This window comes from Nonomuraea aurantiaca (genome assembly GCF_020215705.1).
Taxonomy (GTDB): Bacteria; Actinomycetota; Actinomycetes; order Streptosporangiales; family Streptosporangiaceae; genus Nonomuraea; species Nonomuraea aurantiaca.
Genome location: NZ_JAIWNB010000002.1, coordinates 290,877 through 307,092 on the forward strand (window position 1 = coordinate 290,877; position 16,216 = coordinate 307,092).

General features: G+C 74.1%; 4 protein-coding genes. 2 read left to right on the top strand and 2 right to left on the bottom strand.

Annotation, left to right across the window (positions count from 1 at the left end; genetic code table 11):
* Nucleotides 1-68 precede the first annotated feature (68 nt).
* The gene (locus tag LDL49_RS07055) at nt 69-1,442 is read right to left on the bottom strand and encodes a condensation domain-containing protein (RefSeq protein WP_225290112.1); all 1,374 of its coding nucleotides are present in this window, start codon (nt 1,440-1,442) and stop codon (nt 69-71) included.
* Nucleotides 1,443-1,832: 390 nt separating this feature from the next.
* On the bottom strand, nt 1,833-1,955 hold the full coding sequence (locus LDL49_RS56715) for a hypothetical protein (RefSeq protein ID WP_263654705.1): 123 nt from the start codon (nt 1,953-1,955) through the stop codon (nt 1,833-1,835).
* On the opposite strand from LDL49_RS56715, the gene LDL49_RS07060 reads away from it, so the two are divergent.
* Together LDL49_RS07060 and LDL49_RS07065 are read left to right on the top strand one after the other, a co-directional pair.
* Nucleotides 1,954-10,611 (top strand): SDR family NAD(P)-dependent oxidoreductase, encoded by an 8,658-nt coding sequence (locus tag LDL49_RS07060; RefSeq protein WP_225290113.1) that lies wholly within the window; start codon nt 1,954-1,956, stop codon nt 10,609-10,611. The genes LDL49_RS56715 and LDL49_RS07060 overlap by 2 nt on opposite strands.
* Nucleotides 10,601-16,198 (top strand): type I polyketide synthase, encoded by a 5,598-nt coding sequence (locus LDL49_RS07065; protein WP_225290114.1) that lies wholly within the window; start codon nt 10,601-10,603, stop codon nt 16,196-16,198. The genes LDL49_RS07060 and LDL49_RS07065 overlap by 11 nt, the downstream gene beginning before the upstream one ends.
* Nucleotides 16,199-16,216 lie beyond the last annotated feature (18 nt).

Consider the following 16,216-nt stretch of genomic DNA (forward strand, 5'->3'; position numbering starts at 1 on the left):
GCGCTTTTTTGCTGCGAGGGGATCCGCGGGCCGGCGCGGCGGGGGCTGTCGCGCCGGCCCACGGACGTCTAGTGCGGCGGCGCCGGCACCTCGGTGGGGAACAGCGACGGCGGCAGGCCCTCGCTCCTGGCGCTCCACAGGTCCTTCAGGCACGTTTCCGGATCGGTCACCGCGAGCTGCACGCCGAGCGCCATCGCCCGCAGGATGTCGGTCACGGCCTCGGGCGGGATGATCGTCGGGTCCGCGAGCAGCATGACGCTGGTGAGGCCGCCCTGGACCGCCACCCGCACCCGGAACGCCTGGCCGTACTGCTGAGCCAGCGGCGTCCAGACCAGCTCGGCGGGGGTGGGGTCGGCGGGGTTCAGCGGCGCGCGGTCGATCTGCATGTAGTTGAACCAGCTGCGGAACAGGTGGTTGAACCAGCAGTCGTGCCCCGGCTCCTGCCCGCTGTGCGTGGCCGCGTCGGCGGCCAGCGCGGCGACGCGGTCGAAGTCGTAACAGGAGTAGCGGTACGTACGCGCGCTCGCCCAGTGCCAGCGCTTGACGTGCTCGGCCAGCGTGGCGCCCGGATCGACGGTGGCGCTGACCGGAATGAGCTGGTTCATGGTGCCGACAACGTGCTGGTGCTCCTCGGCGAACCGGTTGGAGGCCATCAGGCTCATCGTGACCCGGTCGGTGTCGGTGTGCCGGGCGAGGCCGGCGGCGATGAAGGCCATCAGCACCGCGGGCGGTGTCACGCCGTGGCGCTTGCCGGCCTCGGCGGCGAGCCCGCCCAGGCGGCGGGAGTGCAGAGTGGCCTCGATCCGGTTCCGCTCGGCGCGGGCGGGGAGCGTGGGCAGCTCGTCCATCAGGCCGTCGGTGAGCACTCGCCGCCAGTAGCGTTCGGAGCTCTCCTGCTGGCCGCGCCACGACTCGTCGCGCTGCTGGTGGGCCAGCTCGCGCAGGGTGGGACCCATCTGCGCGTGGGCGTCCGGGTCGACCACCAGGGCGCGGAACTGGTCCTGCAGGTGATGGATCGACCACACGTCCACGATCAGGTGGGAGAACGACAGCGCGAGGAAGACCGGGCTCCCGTCGGTCGTGACGAGCACGCCGCGCCAGGGCAGCGTGTCGGTCATCTGGAACGGGATCGTGGCCAGCTGCTCCTTCGTACGCTCCGGGTCGCCGCGGTCGGTGACCACGCGCTCCACGTGCTCGACCGGCGGCGTCACCGTCGGGTGGATGCGCTGGACGGGCTGCCCGTCCCGTACGTGATAGGTGGTGCGCAGGCATTCGTGCCGGTCGACGAGCCGTCGCAACGCCGTCGTGACCCGGTCCAGGGGGAGGCCGCGCAGGTCCCAGGTCGTCGGCAGGTTGGCGTCCCGCATCCAGTCCTCGGGGTAGCGCTCCACTTCTCGCCAGCTCCATAGCTGGCCGTTGCTCAGGGGGGCGTCGACGGGCATGTGGTCTCCTCGTGAGCTGTTCGGCGGGCGGACCGCTGACAGTGGCCCCGCTGACGGCCCTCCACACGCGCACGTACTGCGGATCGCACCGGGCCCCTGGAGCGCGCTCCGGTAAAAGGCGGCGCTATTTCCATTTCGGCTCGGCAGAACTCTCAGGCCAATGTCGCTACCTGTCCCACACAGGATGCGAACTGCGTACACCTATGTCAACGCGCCCGCGCTGACAGCTTCTTACGGAAACAATGTGCCAGCCCGGGGGCGTGGTCCGGAAAGGGCGATGCGATTAGGGTCACAGCAACTATTCAAAGCGATCGACTTTATGGAAACCGGCACTGTCTTGTTGGTGATGCCCGAAGCTTGAGGTGGCGCATTGATGGTTGGTGAGTCGATTCAGCTAAACGGCACGACCGCCGGGGAGACCGGCCGGTCGCGGACCGGCCGCGTTTCGTCCGCCGCGGACATCGCGGCGGGGTCCGTCGCCGTGGAGTCCGTCACCAGGGGGTCCGTCGCCATGGAGCCTGTCGCTGTGGTCGGCGTTTCCTGCCGGCTTCCTCAGGCCGCCGATCCCGGACGCTTCTGGCAATTGCTGCGGGATGGCGTGGACGCCGTGACGGCCGTGCCCGAGGGGCGGTGGCCGGACGGTTCGACCGGCGACGGTTCGGCCGGCGACCGGCTGGACGGGTCGGCTGCGGCGTACCGGCGTGGTGGCTTCCTCTCCGACGTGGACCGCTTCGACGCCGCCTTCTTCGGGATCTCGCCGAACGAGGCCGCCGCCATGGACCCCCAGCAGCGCCTCGTGCTGGAGCTGGCCTGGGAGGCGCTGGAGAGCGCGCGTGTGGTGCCGTCCCGGCTGAGCGGGACCGGCGCCGGGGTGTTCCTGGGGGCGATCTCCAACGACTACGCGGCACTGCAGGACCGGGTGGGCGCCGACGGCCTCGGGCGACACGCCTACACCGGGGCGAACCGGGCGATCATCGCCAACCGCGTCTCCTACTTCCTCGGCCTGCGGGGGCCCAGCCTGACGCTCGACGCCGGGCAGTCCTCGTCGCTGCTGGCCGTACAGATGGCCTGCGAGAGTCTGCGGCGCGGCGAGACCGGACTGGCGCTCGCGGGCGGCGTGAACCTCAATCTGCTGGCCGAGACCACCGCCGCCATCGGCAACTTCGGCGCGCTGTCCCCGGACGGCCGCTGCTACGTCTTCGACGGCCGGGCCAACGGCTACGTACGCGGCGAGGGCGGGGCGCTCGTCGTACTCAAGCCGCTGTCCGCGGCGCTCGCCGACGGCGACCCGATCCGGTGCGTGATCCTCGGCGGCGCCGTCAACAACGACGGCGGCGGCGAGGGCCTCACCGTGCCGAGCCGGCGGGCGCAGGAGGAGGTCATCCGGCTGGCCTGCGAGCGCGCCGGCGTCGAGCCGGGCGACGTCCAGTACGTCGAGCTGCACGGCACCGGCACGAAGGTCGGCGACCCCGTCGAGGCCGCCGCCCTCGGCGCCGCCTACGGCCCTGACCATGCGGATGGCGCGTCGCCGCTGCTGGTCGGGTCGGTGAAGACCAACATCGGGCACCTCGAAGGTGCCGCCGGGATCGCGGGACTGGTCAAGGTCGTGCTGAGCCTGGAGCAGCGCGAGCTGCCGCCCAGCCTGAACTTCGAGACGGCCAACCCGGACATCCCGCTCGACGAGCTGGGGCTGGAGGTCGTACGCGACACCCGTCCGTGGCCGCGCGCCGACCGACCGCTCATCGCGGGCGTCAGCTCGTTCGGCATGGGTGGCACCAACTGCCACCTGGTGCTCGGGGAGGCGCCGCGGAGCGAGTACGGCGTCCGGGCGGCGAGCGAGGACACGCCTTGGGTGCTGTCGGCCCGCTCGGCACGAGCACTCAGCGCCCAGGCCGAGCGGCTGCTCGCCCACGTCGGCCCGCACGCCGACTCCCACGCCAGCTTGCACGTCGGCTCCCATGCCGGTGCCGAGACTGGGGCCGTGGCGCTGGCGTTGTTGCGGAGCCGGGCCGTGTTCGAGCATCGGGCGGTGCTTCTGGGCGCCGACCGGCAGGCGGGGTTGGCGGCGCTGGCGGCCGGGCGGCTGGACGAGTCCGTGGTCACCGGGTCCGTGGTCACTGGGTCCGGGGTCACCGGGGCCGGGGCCGGTGGGCGCCGGGTGTTCGTCTTCCCGGGGCAGGGGTCGCAGTGGCCGGAGATGGCTCGTGATCTGCTCGCCGGCTCGCCGGTGTTCGCGGCGCATGCCGAGGCGTGTGCGGGAGCGCTCCAACCGTTCGTCGACTACGCGCTGCTCGACGTGCTGCGCGGGGCGCCGGGCACGCCCGGGTTCGACCGGGTCGACGTGGTGCAGCCCGCGCTGTGGGCCGTCATGGTGTCGCTCGCCGGCCTGTGGCGCTCGTACGGCGTCGAACCCGAGATGGTGATCGGCCACTCGCAGGGCGAGATCGCGGCCGCCACCGTCGTCGGCGCGCTGTCCATGCCCGACGCGGCCAGGGTCGTGGCCCTGCGTAGCCGCGCCATCGCCGGGATCGCCGGGCGCGGCGGGATGATGTCGATCGCCGCCCCCCTGGACGTGGTCGAGTCGGCGATCCGCTCGCTGGCGGGGGACGTGTCGATCGCCGCCTACAACGGGCCGAGGTCCGTGGTCGTCTCCGGGCGGCTCGAGGCGCTCGACGACCTGGGGCGGCGGCTCACCGACGACGGGTACCGCACCAGGATCATCCCGGTCGACTACGCTTCGCACTCGGCCGAGGTCGAGGAGATCCGCGACGAGGTGCTGGCGGCGCTGGCCCCCGTACGGCCGGTGAGCGCGGGGACGCTGTTCGTCTCGACGCTCACCGGCGAGCCGATCGACACGGCCGAGCTCGACGCCGGTTACTGGTATCGCAGCCTCCGGCAGCCGGTCAGGTTCGCGCAGGCGACCCGGCGGGCGCTCGACCACCAGGGCGGCCTGTTCGTGGAGTGCAGCCCGCACCCGGTGCTGGGGGCCGGGATCGAGGAGACGGCCGAGGAGGCCGACCGTGAGGCCGCGGTCATCGGGACCTTGCGGCGGGGTGAGGGCGGGCTGGCGCGGTTCCGGCGCTCGCTCGCCGAGGCGTACACACGGGGGGCCGAGGTCGACTGGACCGGACCCGACCCGGTGGTAGGGGCGGAGCTGGTGGAGCTGCCCACGTACGCGTTCCAGCGCGAACGCCACTGGCCGTCCCTCCCGGCACAGACGGTCGGCGGAGACACCCGGCACCCGACGGGACGGGCGCTCACCGGAGACGCCCGGCGCTCGACGGCAAAGACAGTCCCCGCCGGTGGCGGCGCCGGCGGCCATGGCCCCGCTTCGGTGGGTGGCGGGCTTTCGCGGCGTGAGGTGCGCGAGCTGGTGCTGACCCTCCTGGCCGGGCTGCTCGGGTACGAGGACGCGGCCGGTGTGGAGCCGGGCCGGACGTTCAAGGATCTCGGGCTCGAATCGGCCACGGCGGAGGACCTCAGGCACCGGCTGCGGAGCGCGACCGGGCTGCGGCTGCCGACCAGCCTGCTGTTCGACCACCCGACCCCCGATCTGCTGATCGCCCACCTGCGGACGCTCCTCGACGACGGCGGATCCGCGGCGTCGGCCGCCGCCCACCAGAGCGACCCCGCCACCACCACGCCCGCCGACGACTCCAACGCGATCGCCATCGTGGCCATGGGGTGCCGGTATCCCGGTGGGGCGGACTCGCCCGAGGAGCTGTGGCGGCTCGTCAGCTCCGGCACCGACGCGATCACCGAGTTCCCCGCCAACCGAGGCTGGGACCTGGAGGCGCTGTTCGCGGCCGGGCCCGATCGGTCGGGCACCAGCGACACCAGGTACGGCGGTTTCCTGCACGACGCCGACCGGTTCGACGCCGCGTTCTTCGGCATCAGCCCGCGCGAGGCCACCGCCATGGACCCCCAGCAGCGGCTGCTGATGGAGGTCAGCTGGGAGGCCGTCGAGCGGGCCGGGCTCGACCCGGCCGGGCTGCGCGGCTCGGCCACCGGCGTGTTCGTGGGCGCCATGGCCTCCGACTACGGACCCCGGCTGCACCAGGCCACCGGGACGGTCGACGGGCACCTGCTGACGGGCACCGCGCTCAGCGTCGCTTCCGGGCGCATCGCGTACGCGCTGGGCCTGCGCGGGCCCGCCATCACCGCCGACACGGCCTGCTCCTCGTCGCTGGTGGCGATCTTCCTGGCGATGCAGGCGCTGCGGCGCGGCGAGTGCTCGCTGGCCCTGGCCGGCGGCGCGACCGTGATGTCCACCCCGGGGATCTTCGTCGAGTTCAGCCGGCAGTCGGGGCTGGCTCCCGACGGCCGGTGCAAGGCGTTCGCGGCGGGCGCGGACGGGACGGGCTGGGGCGAGGGCGCCGGGATGCTGCTGCTGGAGCGGCTGTCCGACGCGCGCCGCCTGGGGCACCCGGTGCTCGCCGTGATCCGCGGCGGCGCGGTGAACCAGGACGGCGCCAGCAACGGCCTCACCGCCCCGAACGGCCAGGCCCAGCAGGAGGTGATCCGGCAGGCGCTGGCCGACGCCGGGCTCGCCGCCGCCGAGGTGGACGCGGTGGAGGCGCACGGCACCGGCACCCGGCTCGGCGACCCGATCGAGGCCGAGTCGATCATCGCCGCGTACGGCGCGGACCGCGAGCCCGGACGGCCCGTCTGGCTCGGCTCCCTCAAGTCGAACATCGGCCACACCCAGGCCGCGGCCGGAGTCGGCGGCGTCATCAAGATGGTGATGGCGATGCGGCACGGGACGCTGCCGCGCACGCTGCACGCCGACGAGGCCACCCCGCACGTGGACTGGAGCGGCGGCGCGGTACGGCTCCTCACGGAGCCCGTCGACCTGCCCGTCGACCGGCCGGCACGGGCCGCGGTCTCCAGCTTCGGCATCAGCGGCACGAACGCCCACCTGATCCTGGAGCAGGCCCCCGAGATGGCGTACGTGGCCTCCGAGATGGGGCATGCGGAACCCGAGGCGGCGCGCGCGGAAGTCGAGCCGGCCGAGGCGCCGCTGGTGTGGGCGGTGTCCGCGAAGACGGCGGCCGCGCTCGAAGCGCACGCCGCGCGCCTGCGCGACTACGCCACCGACGCCCCCCAAGCCGACCTGCCCGCCGCCGGACACCTGCTGGCCCGCCGGGCCCGATTCGCGCACCGCGCGGTCGTCGTGGCCGCGGACCGGAATGAGCTGGTGGCGGGCTTGGCAGCGCTCGCCGCGGGCGAGTCGCACGCCGCGGTGACCAGTGGCACGGCACTGCCGGATGTCCGGCCGGTGTTCGTCTTCCCCGGCCAGGGTTCGCAGTGGACGGGCATGGCGGTCGATCTGCTGGACTCCAGCGAGGTGTTCCGCGAGTGGATGAGCCGCTGCGACGCCGCGCTCGCCCCGTACACCGGCTGGTCCGTCGTGGCAGCGCTGCGCGCGGGCGAGCTGGTGGGCTCGGAGGTCATTCAGCCGGCGCTGTTCGCGGTGATGGTGTCCCTCGCGCAGGTCTGGCGGTCGCTCGGCGTGGACCCGGCAGCGGTGGTGGGCCACTCGCAGGGTGAGATCGCGGCGGCCTGTGTCGCGGGGGCGCTGACGCTCGACGACGCGGCGAAGGTGGTCGTGCTCCGCAGCCAGGCGCTCGTCAAGCTGGGCGGTACCGGCGGGATGCTCGCCGTCGCGCTGCCCGCCGACGAAGTCCGGCTGGAGCCGTGGGCGGATCGCCTGTGGGTGGCCGTGCGGAGCGGGCCGGCCAGCACGGTGGTCGCCGGGGACCTGGACGCGCTGGACGAGTTCGCGGCGGCGTGCGGCGAGACGGTCCGGGTGCGGAAGATCGGCATCGACTACGCCTCGCACACCCCGCACGTCGAAGTTCTGCGCGACGAACTGCTCGCCAGCCTGGCCGAGGTCACGCCGCGGCCGACCGACGTGGCCTTCTGCTCGTCCATGGCCGCCGACTTCGTCGAACCGACCGGGCTGGACGCCGACTACTGGTTCCGCAGTCTTCGCAATCCCGTACGTTTCGAGCAGGCGATCAAGGCGTTCGCCGGAGCCGGCGCCCCGCTGTTCATCGAGGCCAGCCCGCATCCCGTGCTGACCGGCCACATCCAGGACACCCTGGCGGCCACGGGCGCCCCCGGCGTCGCCACGGGGACGCTCCGCCGTGACGACGGCGGCCGGCGGCGTCTGCTGCTGGCGGCGGCCCAGGCTTACGTGTCGGGCGCCGACGTGGACTGGGCGGCGGTCGATCCGGCCCCACGCCATCACGTGGACCTGCCGACCTACCCCTTCGAGCACGCCAGGTACTGGATCAACGAGAGCCCACGGGCCGGTGGGCCGCGGCACCCGATGCTCGACGCGGTCGTGCCCGTGGCGGGTGACGACGGCTTCCTGCTCACCGGTCGGCTGTCGCGCGGCGCGCTGCCGTGGCTGGCCGACCACGCTGTGGACGGCGGCGTACTGCTGCCGGGCACCGCGTTCGTCGAGCTGGCCCTGGAGGCCGCCGCGACGGCCGGGTGCGACGAGATCGAGGACCTGACGCTGGAGGCGCCGCTGCCGCTGCCCGAGACGGGCGCGGTCCAGGTGCAGCTCGCGGTCGGCGGCGCCGACGGTGAGGGCCGCCGCGACCTCACCGTGTACGGCAGGACGGCGGACGACGACGAAGCCCGATGGACCCGCCACGCCAGCGGCACCCTGACCGTCACCCCCGTTGCTCCCGCAACCGGAGCCACGGCCACGGCCGCAGGTGCGGCTGGCGAGCGGCTTGCCGCCTGGCCGCCCGTGGACGGCGTCGAGATCGACCTGGACGACGCGTACGAGCGGCTCGCGGAGCGGGGATACGAGTACGGCCCCGCCTTCCAAGGGCTGCGCGCGGCCTGGCGCGTGGACGGTGACGCGTACGTCGAGGTGGCGCTGCCGGAGCCGGTGCGCGCCGACGCGGGCCTGTTCACGCTCCACCCGGCGCTGCTGGACGCGGCGCTCCACCTGCTGGTGCTGGAGTCGGCCGAGGACACCGGGGCGCTGCTGCTGCCGTTCGCGTGGAGCGGCGTGCGGGTGGCCGCGCTCGGCGCCGAGGTGTTGCGGGTACGGATCGTGGCCGGGGACGGCGATCAGGTCTCGCTCGACATCCATGACGGCGCGGGCGACCGCATCGCCGGGGTGGACGCGCTGACGCTGCGCCCGGTGCCGAGGCGCGGGGCCGTCACGCGCGGCCCGTCCGACGCGGCCTCGTACACGCTCGACTGGATCGACCTCGCGGTGTCCGCGATGGACCCGGCCGAGCAGCGCTGGGCCGTGGTGGGCTACGACGCGTTCGCCGACGAGATCGGCGCGGCCGTGGACGCCCCGCGTTACTACGACCTCGCGTCCCTGACCGAGATGACCGCCGGTGAGATGCCGAGCACCGTCCTGGTGCCGTACCTGCCCGACGCCGACGCCGACGACGTGCCCTACGGCGTGCGCGACGGCATCTACCAGGCGCTCGACCTGGTGCAGGGCTGGGTGGGGGACGAGCGGTTCGCCGGGTGCCGGATGGTGTTCGTGACCAAGGGGGTGTTCCGGCCCGGGGGAGCGGATGTGGCGGGCGTGGTGGCCGGGCCGGTGTGGGGGCTGGTGCGGTCGGCGCAGGCCGAGCATCCCGGGCGGTTCGCGCTGGTGGACGTCGACGCGGCGACCGCCGACTGGGGACTGGTGGCGGCGGCCGTTGCGGCGGGCGAGTCACAGCTGGTCGCACGGGAAGGAAAGGTCCAGGTCCCGCGCCTGATCCGCCGTACGGCCGACGCCCCTGAGCTGTTCGACGCCGCTACGGGCACCGTCCTGGTGACCGGCGGCACCGGCAGTCTCGGCGCCCTGGTGGCGCACCGCCTGGTGGAGCGGCACGGCGCCAAGGACCTCCTGCTGGCCTCCCGCCGCGGCCCCGAGGCGGGCGGCGACCTGGTGGCCCGGCTGGAGGCGCTCGGCGCGCGGGTCACCGTGGCGGCGTGCGACGTGTCGGACCGCGACTCGCTCGCCGGGCTCCTGTCCGGCGTCCCGGCCGAGCGGCCGCTGGCGGCCGTGGTGCACGCGGCGGGCGTGCTCGACGACGCCACGGTGGAAGGGCTGTCGGCGCAGCGGCTCGACTCGGTGTTCGCCCCGAAGTCCGACGCCGCCTGGTACCTGCACGAGCTGGCCCCGGAGGTCCCCCTGGTGACGTTCTCCTCCGTGGCGGGCGTGATCGGCAACTCCGGCCAGGCCAACTACGCCGCGGCCAACGTGTTCCTCGACGTACTCGCGGCGCACCGGCGCGGCCTCGGCCTGCCCTCCGTGTCGGTGGCCTGGGGGCTGTGGGAGACAGCGGACAGCGGTATGACCGGAGCGCTGTCGGCGGCCGACACGGCCAGGCTGGCCCGGTCGGGCATCGCGCCGCTGACCGCCGAGCAGGGGCTGGAGCTCTTCGACAGCGCGATCACCGCCCCGGCGGAGCTGGTCGTCGCCGCCAGGTGGGACACCGCCGGGCTGCGCGCCAGGGCCGAGGCGGGGGAGCTGCCGCCCGTACTGCGCGGCCTGGTCCGTACAGCCCGCAGGACGGCAACCGCCGCGAACGCCGCGAGCGCCCCCACGCGGACGGGAGCGGCCGGCATGGCCGAGCGCCTGGCGAAGATGGCGGAGGCCGAGGCCCGCGTCCACCTGGCGGACATGGTCCGCTCGCACGTCGCGGCCGTTCTGGCGCATGGCAGCGCCGGCAACGTGGACATGGACCGGGCCTTCAACGAGCTCGGCTTCGACTCGCTGACCGCGGTGGAGCTGCGCAACCGGCTGAACAGCGACACGGGGCTCCGGCTGCCCGCGACGCTGGTCTTCGACCACCCCACGGTCACGGCGCTGGCCGAATACCTGTTCCGTACCCTCGCCCCCGCGGCGCCGTCGCCCGAGGACACGCTGCGCGGTGCGGTCGAGCGGGTCGAGTCGATGCTGACCGGCGCGCACGGCGACGCCGAGGCCATTCGCGGCAAGCTCGTCGCCATCGCGCAGAGTGCCGTCACCAGGTTCGGTGCCGGGCTGATGACCAGGTTCGGCGCCGGGTCCAACGGCGCCGCGGAGAAGATCGATTCCGCCTCGGACGAGGAGATCTTCGCGTTGATCGACGACCAAACAATGACGTCTCCTCTGAGGTCCTCTCTGGAAAGGCCCGACCATGGCGACTGAGGAACAGCTGCGCAATTACCTGAAGAGGGTGACCGTCGAGCTCACGGAGACTCGGCAGCGCCTCACCGGGGTGGAAGACCGTCGCCACGAGCCCATAGCGATCGTCGGGATGGGGTGCCGGTTCCCCGGCGGGGTGGCGGGGCCCGAGGATTTGTGGGACCTGGTGGCCTCCGGTGTGGACGCGATAGGTGATTTCCCGACCGACCGGGGCTGGGACGAGAACCTCTACGACCCCGACCCGGAGGCGCTCGGCAAGTCGTACACCCGGCAGGGCGGCTTCCTGCCCGACGCCGGCGATTTCGACGCGCCCTTCTTCGGGATGAGCCCGCGCGGCGCGCTGGCCACCGACCCGCAGCACCGGTTGTTCCTGCAGACCTGCTGGGAGGCGTTCGAGCGGGCGGGGATCGACCCGGCCACGCTGCGCGGCAGCCAGACCGGCGTGTACGCGGGCAACATGTACAACGACTACTCGCTGCGCTACACCGGCGGTGCCGTGCCGGAGTCGGTCGAGGGCGTCCTGATGGTCTCCAGCGCCTCCAGCGTGCTGTCCGGGCGGGTCTCGTACACGTTCGGGTTGGAGGGCCCGGCGATCTCGGTCGACACGGCCTGCTCATCCTCGCTGGTCGCGATGCACCTGGCGGTCCAGGCGCTGCGGCGCGGCGAGTGCGCGCTGGCCCTGGCGGGCGGCGTGACCGTGATGGCCACGGCGGACCCGTTCATCGAGTTCTCCCGGCAGCGCGCGCTGTCGCCGGACGGCCGGTGCAAGTCGTTCTCCTCCTCGGCCGACGGCGCCGCCTGGTCCGAGGGCGTGGGCGTGCTGGTGCTGGAGCGGCTGTCGGACGCGCGGCGCAATGGCCGCAGGATCCTCGCGCTGATCCGCGGCTCGGCCGTCAACCAGGACGGCGCCAGCAACGGCCTCACCGCCCCGAACGGCCCCTCCCAGGAACGCGTCGTCCAGCAGGCCCTGGCCGACGCCCGGCTCGACACGCGGGACGTCGACGCCGTCGAGGCGCACGGCACCGGCACCCGGCTGGGCGACCCCATCGAGGCCCAGGCGCTGCTGGCCACGTACGGCCGCAACCGCGCGGTCGGCCGCCCGCTCTGGCTCGGCTCGGTCAAGTCGAACATCGGCCACACCCAGGCCGCCGCCGGCGTCGCCGGGGTGATCAAGATGGTGATGGCGATGCGGCACGGCGTGCTGCCGCCCACCCTGCACGTGGCCGAGCCGACCCCGCACGTCGACTGGTCGGCCGGCGGCGTGGAGCTGCTGACCGAGGCCAGGCAGTGGGTACGCGGCGGGCATCCGCGCCGGTTCGGCGTCTCGTCCTTCGGCATCAGCGGTACGAACGCGCACCTCGTCATCGAGGAGGCCGAGGAGAGCCCGCGTACGGACCAGGAGCCGCCCGTCGTCAACGGCCCGCTCGCCTGGGTGATCAGCGCTCGCGGCGGCCGGTCGCTGCGCGCGCAGGCCGCCCGGCTGCACGAGCTCGTCACCTCGGCCGACGCCCCTGAAGCGGCCGATGTAGCCCGGTCGCTGGTCACCGGCAGGTCGCTGTTCGAGCACCGCGTCGTCGTGGTCGGCGACGACCGGGACGCCCTGGCCGCCCGGCTCGGCGATTTCCTGGCCGGCCACCCGGTGGCCGAGGTGGTCGAGGGTGCCGCCCGGGAGAAGCCCAAGCTCGCCTACCTGTTCACCGGCCAGGGCGGGCAGCGGATCGGCATGGGCCGCGAGCTGGCCGCCGCGTCGCCGGTCTTCGCCGAAGCGCTCGCCGAGGTGTGGGCGGAGCTCGACCAGCACCTCGACCGGCCGCTGCGCGAGATCGTGTGGGCCGAGCCCGGCACGCCCGAGGCCGACCTGCTGAACGAGACCCGCTACACCCAGCCGGCGCTGTTCGCCTTCGAGGTGGCCGCCTTCCGGCTGCTCGCGGCGCTCGGCGTGAGGCCCGACCACGTCGCCGGGCACTCGGTGGGCGAATACGCGGCCGCGTACGTCGCCGGGGTCTGGTCATCGGCCGACGCCGCCCGGCTCATCACCGCGCGCGCCCGCCTGATGCAGGAGCTGGACACGCCGGGCGCGATGGTCGCGATCGAGGCGACCGCCGAGGAGGTGGCGCCGACGCTGGCCGGACAGGAACATCTGGTGTCCGTCGCCGCCGTCAACGGGCCGGCCAGCGTCGTCGTCTCCGGCGCGGAGGAGCCGTGCCTGGCGGTCGCCGAGCACTGGCGCGAGCTCGGCCGGCGGACCAGGCGGCTGGCGGTCAGCCACGCCTTCCACTCGCCGCTGATGGAGCCCATGCTGGCGGACTTCGCCACCGAGCTGGCGGGCGTGGAGTTCCACGAGCCGCGCATCCCGTACGCCCCCAACCTCCCCGACGGCTCCTGGGCCGAGCCCGGCTACTGGGTGGAGCAGATCCGGCGGGCCGTCATGTTCCACGCCACGATCGGCCGGCTCGAAGCAGACGGGGTGGACACGTACCTGGAGGTCGGCCCGGCCGCGGTGCTGTCCGCCATGGCGCACGAGTGCGTCACCGAGGCGGACACCCCGATCCTCGCGCTGCACGGCAAGCGGCTCGCCGAGCCTGACGCGCTGGTCGGCTGCCTGGCGCGGGCGTGCGTCGCGGGGGTGGCGGTCGGGTGGTCCGCGCTGTTCGGGGGCGGGGCGCAGGTGGACCTCCCGACGTACGCGTTCGAGGGGGAGCGGTACTGGCTCGCTCCGCCCGCGCGTGCCGCCGACGTGTCGTCGGCCGGGCTGCGCCAGGTGGGCCACCCGCTGCTGGGGGCGGCGGTCGACGTGGCCGACGACGGGGCGATGGTGCTCACCGGGCGGCTGTCGATGGCCGACGCGCCCTGGCTGGCCGATCACGTGATGCTCGGCGCGGCCGTGCTGCCCGGCGCCGCGCTCGTGGACCTGGTGTTGGAGGCGGGTGGACAGCTCGGGTGCGATCTGGTCGAGGAGCTGATGTTCGAGGCGCCGCTGGTGCTGCCGGAGCGGGGCGGCGTGGCGGTACAGGTGGTCGTGGGGCGGCCCGAGGGCGGCGATTCCCAGGGCGGCTCCCAAGGCGACTTCCAGGGCGGCTCCGAGGGCGGCGGCTCCCGGCGTGGTGACTCCCGGTCAGTGCGGATCTACTCGCGGCCGGCGGATGAGCCGGAGGCCGCGTGGACTCGGCACGCGTCAGGGGTGCTCGGCGCGGACACGGCCCCCGGTGCGGGCGTGCTCGCCTGGGCGACGTCCTGGCCGCCCGCGGGCGCCTCGCCGGTCGCCGTCGAGGGCGCCTACGAGCGGCTGGCCGACGCGGGCTACGACTACGGGCCCGCCTTCCAGGGCGTACGGGCGGTGTGGCGCCAGGGTGAGGAGCTGTTCGCCGAGGTCGCGCTGGCCGATGACGTGGACGTGGCCGGGTTCGGCCTGCACCCCGCGCTCTTCGACGCGATGTTCCACCCGATGCTCATCGCCGACCCGAGCGACGAGGTGCGGCTGCCGTTCGAGTTCCGCGGCGTGCGGCTGCCCGCCGCCGGGGCCAGGGCGCTCCGGCTCCGCCTGTCGCGGTCCGGCCCGGCCATCGAGGCCGCCGACGCCACGGGTCGTCCGGTCTTCTCGATGGAGTCGCTGCGGGTACGTACGGTTCCGGCGGCGGCGCTGTCCGGTACGACCGGCAGCCGCACGGACCCCGCCCCGCACGGCGTCGACTGGACCGAGGTCACCGTCGAGCCGGCCGACGACGGCGCCCGGTGGGTCTCGGCCGGGGAGCCGGTGCCGGGGCTGGACGCATACCTGGATCTCGACGGGCTCGGTGATGAGGAGCCGGTGCCGGACGTCGTGGTCGTCTCCCTGGCGGCGGCTCCGGGAGCGCCGGTGCCCGCCGCGGTGCGCGAGCTGACCGGGCGGGTGCTCGGGCTGGTGCGGCAGTGGGTGACCGAGGAGCGGTTCGCGGGCAGCAGGCTGGTCTTCGCGACCCACGGCGTCTTCGACCCCGCCGGCGGCGGGGCCGGGAGCGTGGTGGCCGCGGCGGCGTGGGGGCTGGTGCGGTCGGCGCAGGCCGAGCATCCGGACCGGTTCGTGCTGGCGGACGCGGAGCCGGGCTTCTCCGCCTGGAAGCTGGTGGCCGCCGCCGTCGCGGCGGGTGAGTCGCAGCTGGCCGTACGCGAGGGAAAGGTGCTCGTCCCGCGCCTGGCGCGCAGGGAGACCGGCTCCGCTGCCCAAGCCACGGGCCGGTCCCAGCGCACGGGCCTTTCCCCGGACGAGGGTCTCCCCCCTGGGACGGGTCTTTCCCGGGGGACCGTGCTGGTGACCGGGGGGACAGGCGGTCTCGGTGCGCTGGTCGCGCGGCGGTTGGTGGAGCGGCACGGAGTGCGGGACCTGTTGCTGGTGTCGCGGCGTGGTTCCGAGGCGCCGGGTGCGAGCGAGTTGGTGTCGAGCTTGGCGGGCACCGGGGCGCGGGTCGCGGTGGCCGCGTGTGATGTGTCGGATCGTGACGCTCTGGCCGTACTGCTGGCCTCGATCCCTGAGGACCGGCCGCTGACCGGCGTCGTCCACACCGCGGGCGTGCTGGACGACGCGACGGTCGAGGGGCTGTCGGAGCGGAAGCTGGAAGCGGTGTTCGCCCCGAAGGCGGACGCGGCCTGGCACCTGCACGAGCTGACCAGGGACGTCCCGCTGACCTCGTTCGTGCTGTTCTCGTCGCTGGCGGGCGTGCTGGGCAACGCCGGGCAGGCCAACTACGCGTCGGCGAACGTGTTCCTGGACGCCCTGGCGGCGCACCGGCGCGGGCTCGGCCTGCCCGCCGTGTCCGTGGCCTGGGGGCTGTGGGACACCGGCTCGGGCATGGGCGGCACGCTCTCGGCGGCCGACACGGCCAGGCTGGCCCGCTCCGGCATCGCGCCGCTGAGCGTCGAGCAGGGCCTGGAGCTGTTCGACGGCGCGCTCCACGCGCCCGAGCCGCTGGTCGTCGCGGCCAGGTGGGAGGCGGCCGGACTCCGCGCCAGGGCCGAGGCTGGCGACCTGCCGTCGATGCTGCGCGGCCTGGTCCGCGCGCCGCGCCGGACGGCCGGCGCCGCGCCGGGCGGTACGGGCGGCGCGGGCGCGCTGACGGAGCGGCTGGCCGGCCTGACCGAGGCCAGCGCCCGGCGGCAGGTCACCGACCTGGTGCGCGGGCACGTGGCCGCCGTCCTGGCCCACGGCAGCGCGGACGCCGTCGACGTGGACCGGGCCTTCAACGAGCTGGGCTTCGACTCGCTGACCGCCGTCGAGCTGCGCAACCGGCTCAACGCCGACACCGGGCTGCGGCTGCCCGCCACCCTGGTGTTCGACCACCCCACGGTCACGGCGCTGGCCGAACACCTCTACAAGACCCTCGCTCCCACCGCGCCGTCGCCCGAGGACACGCTGCGCGGCGCGCTCGAACGGGTCGAGACCATGCTCACGAGCGCCAACGGCGACGCCGAGGCCATCCGGGGCAAGCTCGTCACCATCCTGCAGAGCGCCCTGACCAGGCTCGGCGCCGGTCCTAACGACGGGGACGGCGTGGTGGAGAAGATCGACTCCGCCTCCGACGAAGAGATCTTCGCACTTATCGACAACGCCCTCTAGATCACCGGTACCTGCGAA

Coding starts and splice junctions, on each gene's coding strand:
- LDL49_RS07055 (WP_225290112.1), bottom strand. CDS start 1,442: ATGCCCGTCGACGCCCCCCTGAGCAACGGCCAGCTATGGAGCTGGCGA.
- LDL49_RS07060 (WP_225290113.1), top strand. CDS start 1,954: ATGGAGCCTGTCGCTGTGGTCGGCGTTTCCTGCCGGCTTCCTCAGGCC.
- LDL49_RS56715 (WP_263654705.1), bottom strand. CDS start 1,955: ATGGCGACGGACCCCCTGGTGACGGACTCCACGGCGACGGACCCCGCC.
- LDL49_RS07065 (WP_225290114.1), top strand. CDS start 10,601: ATGGCGACTGAGGAACAGCTGCGCAATTACCTGAAGAGGGTGACCGTC.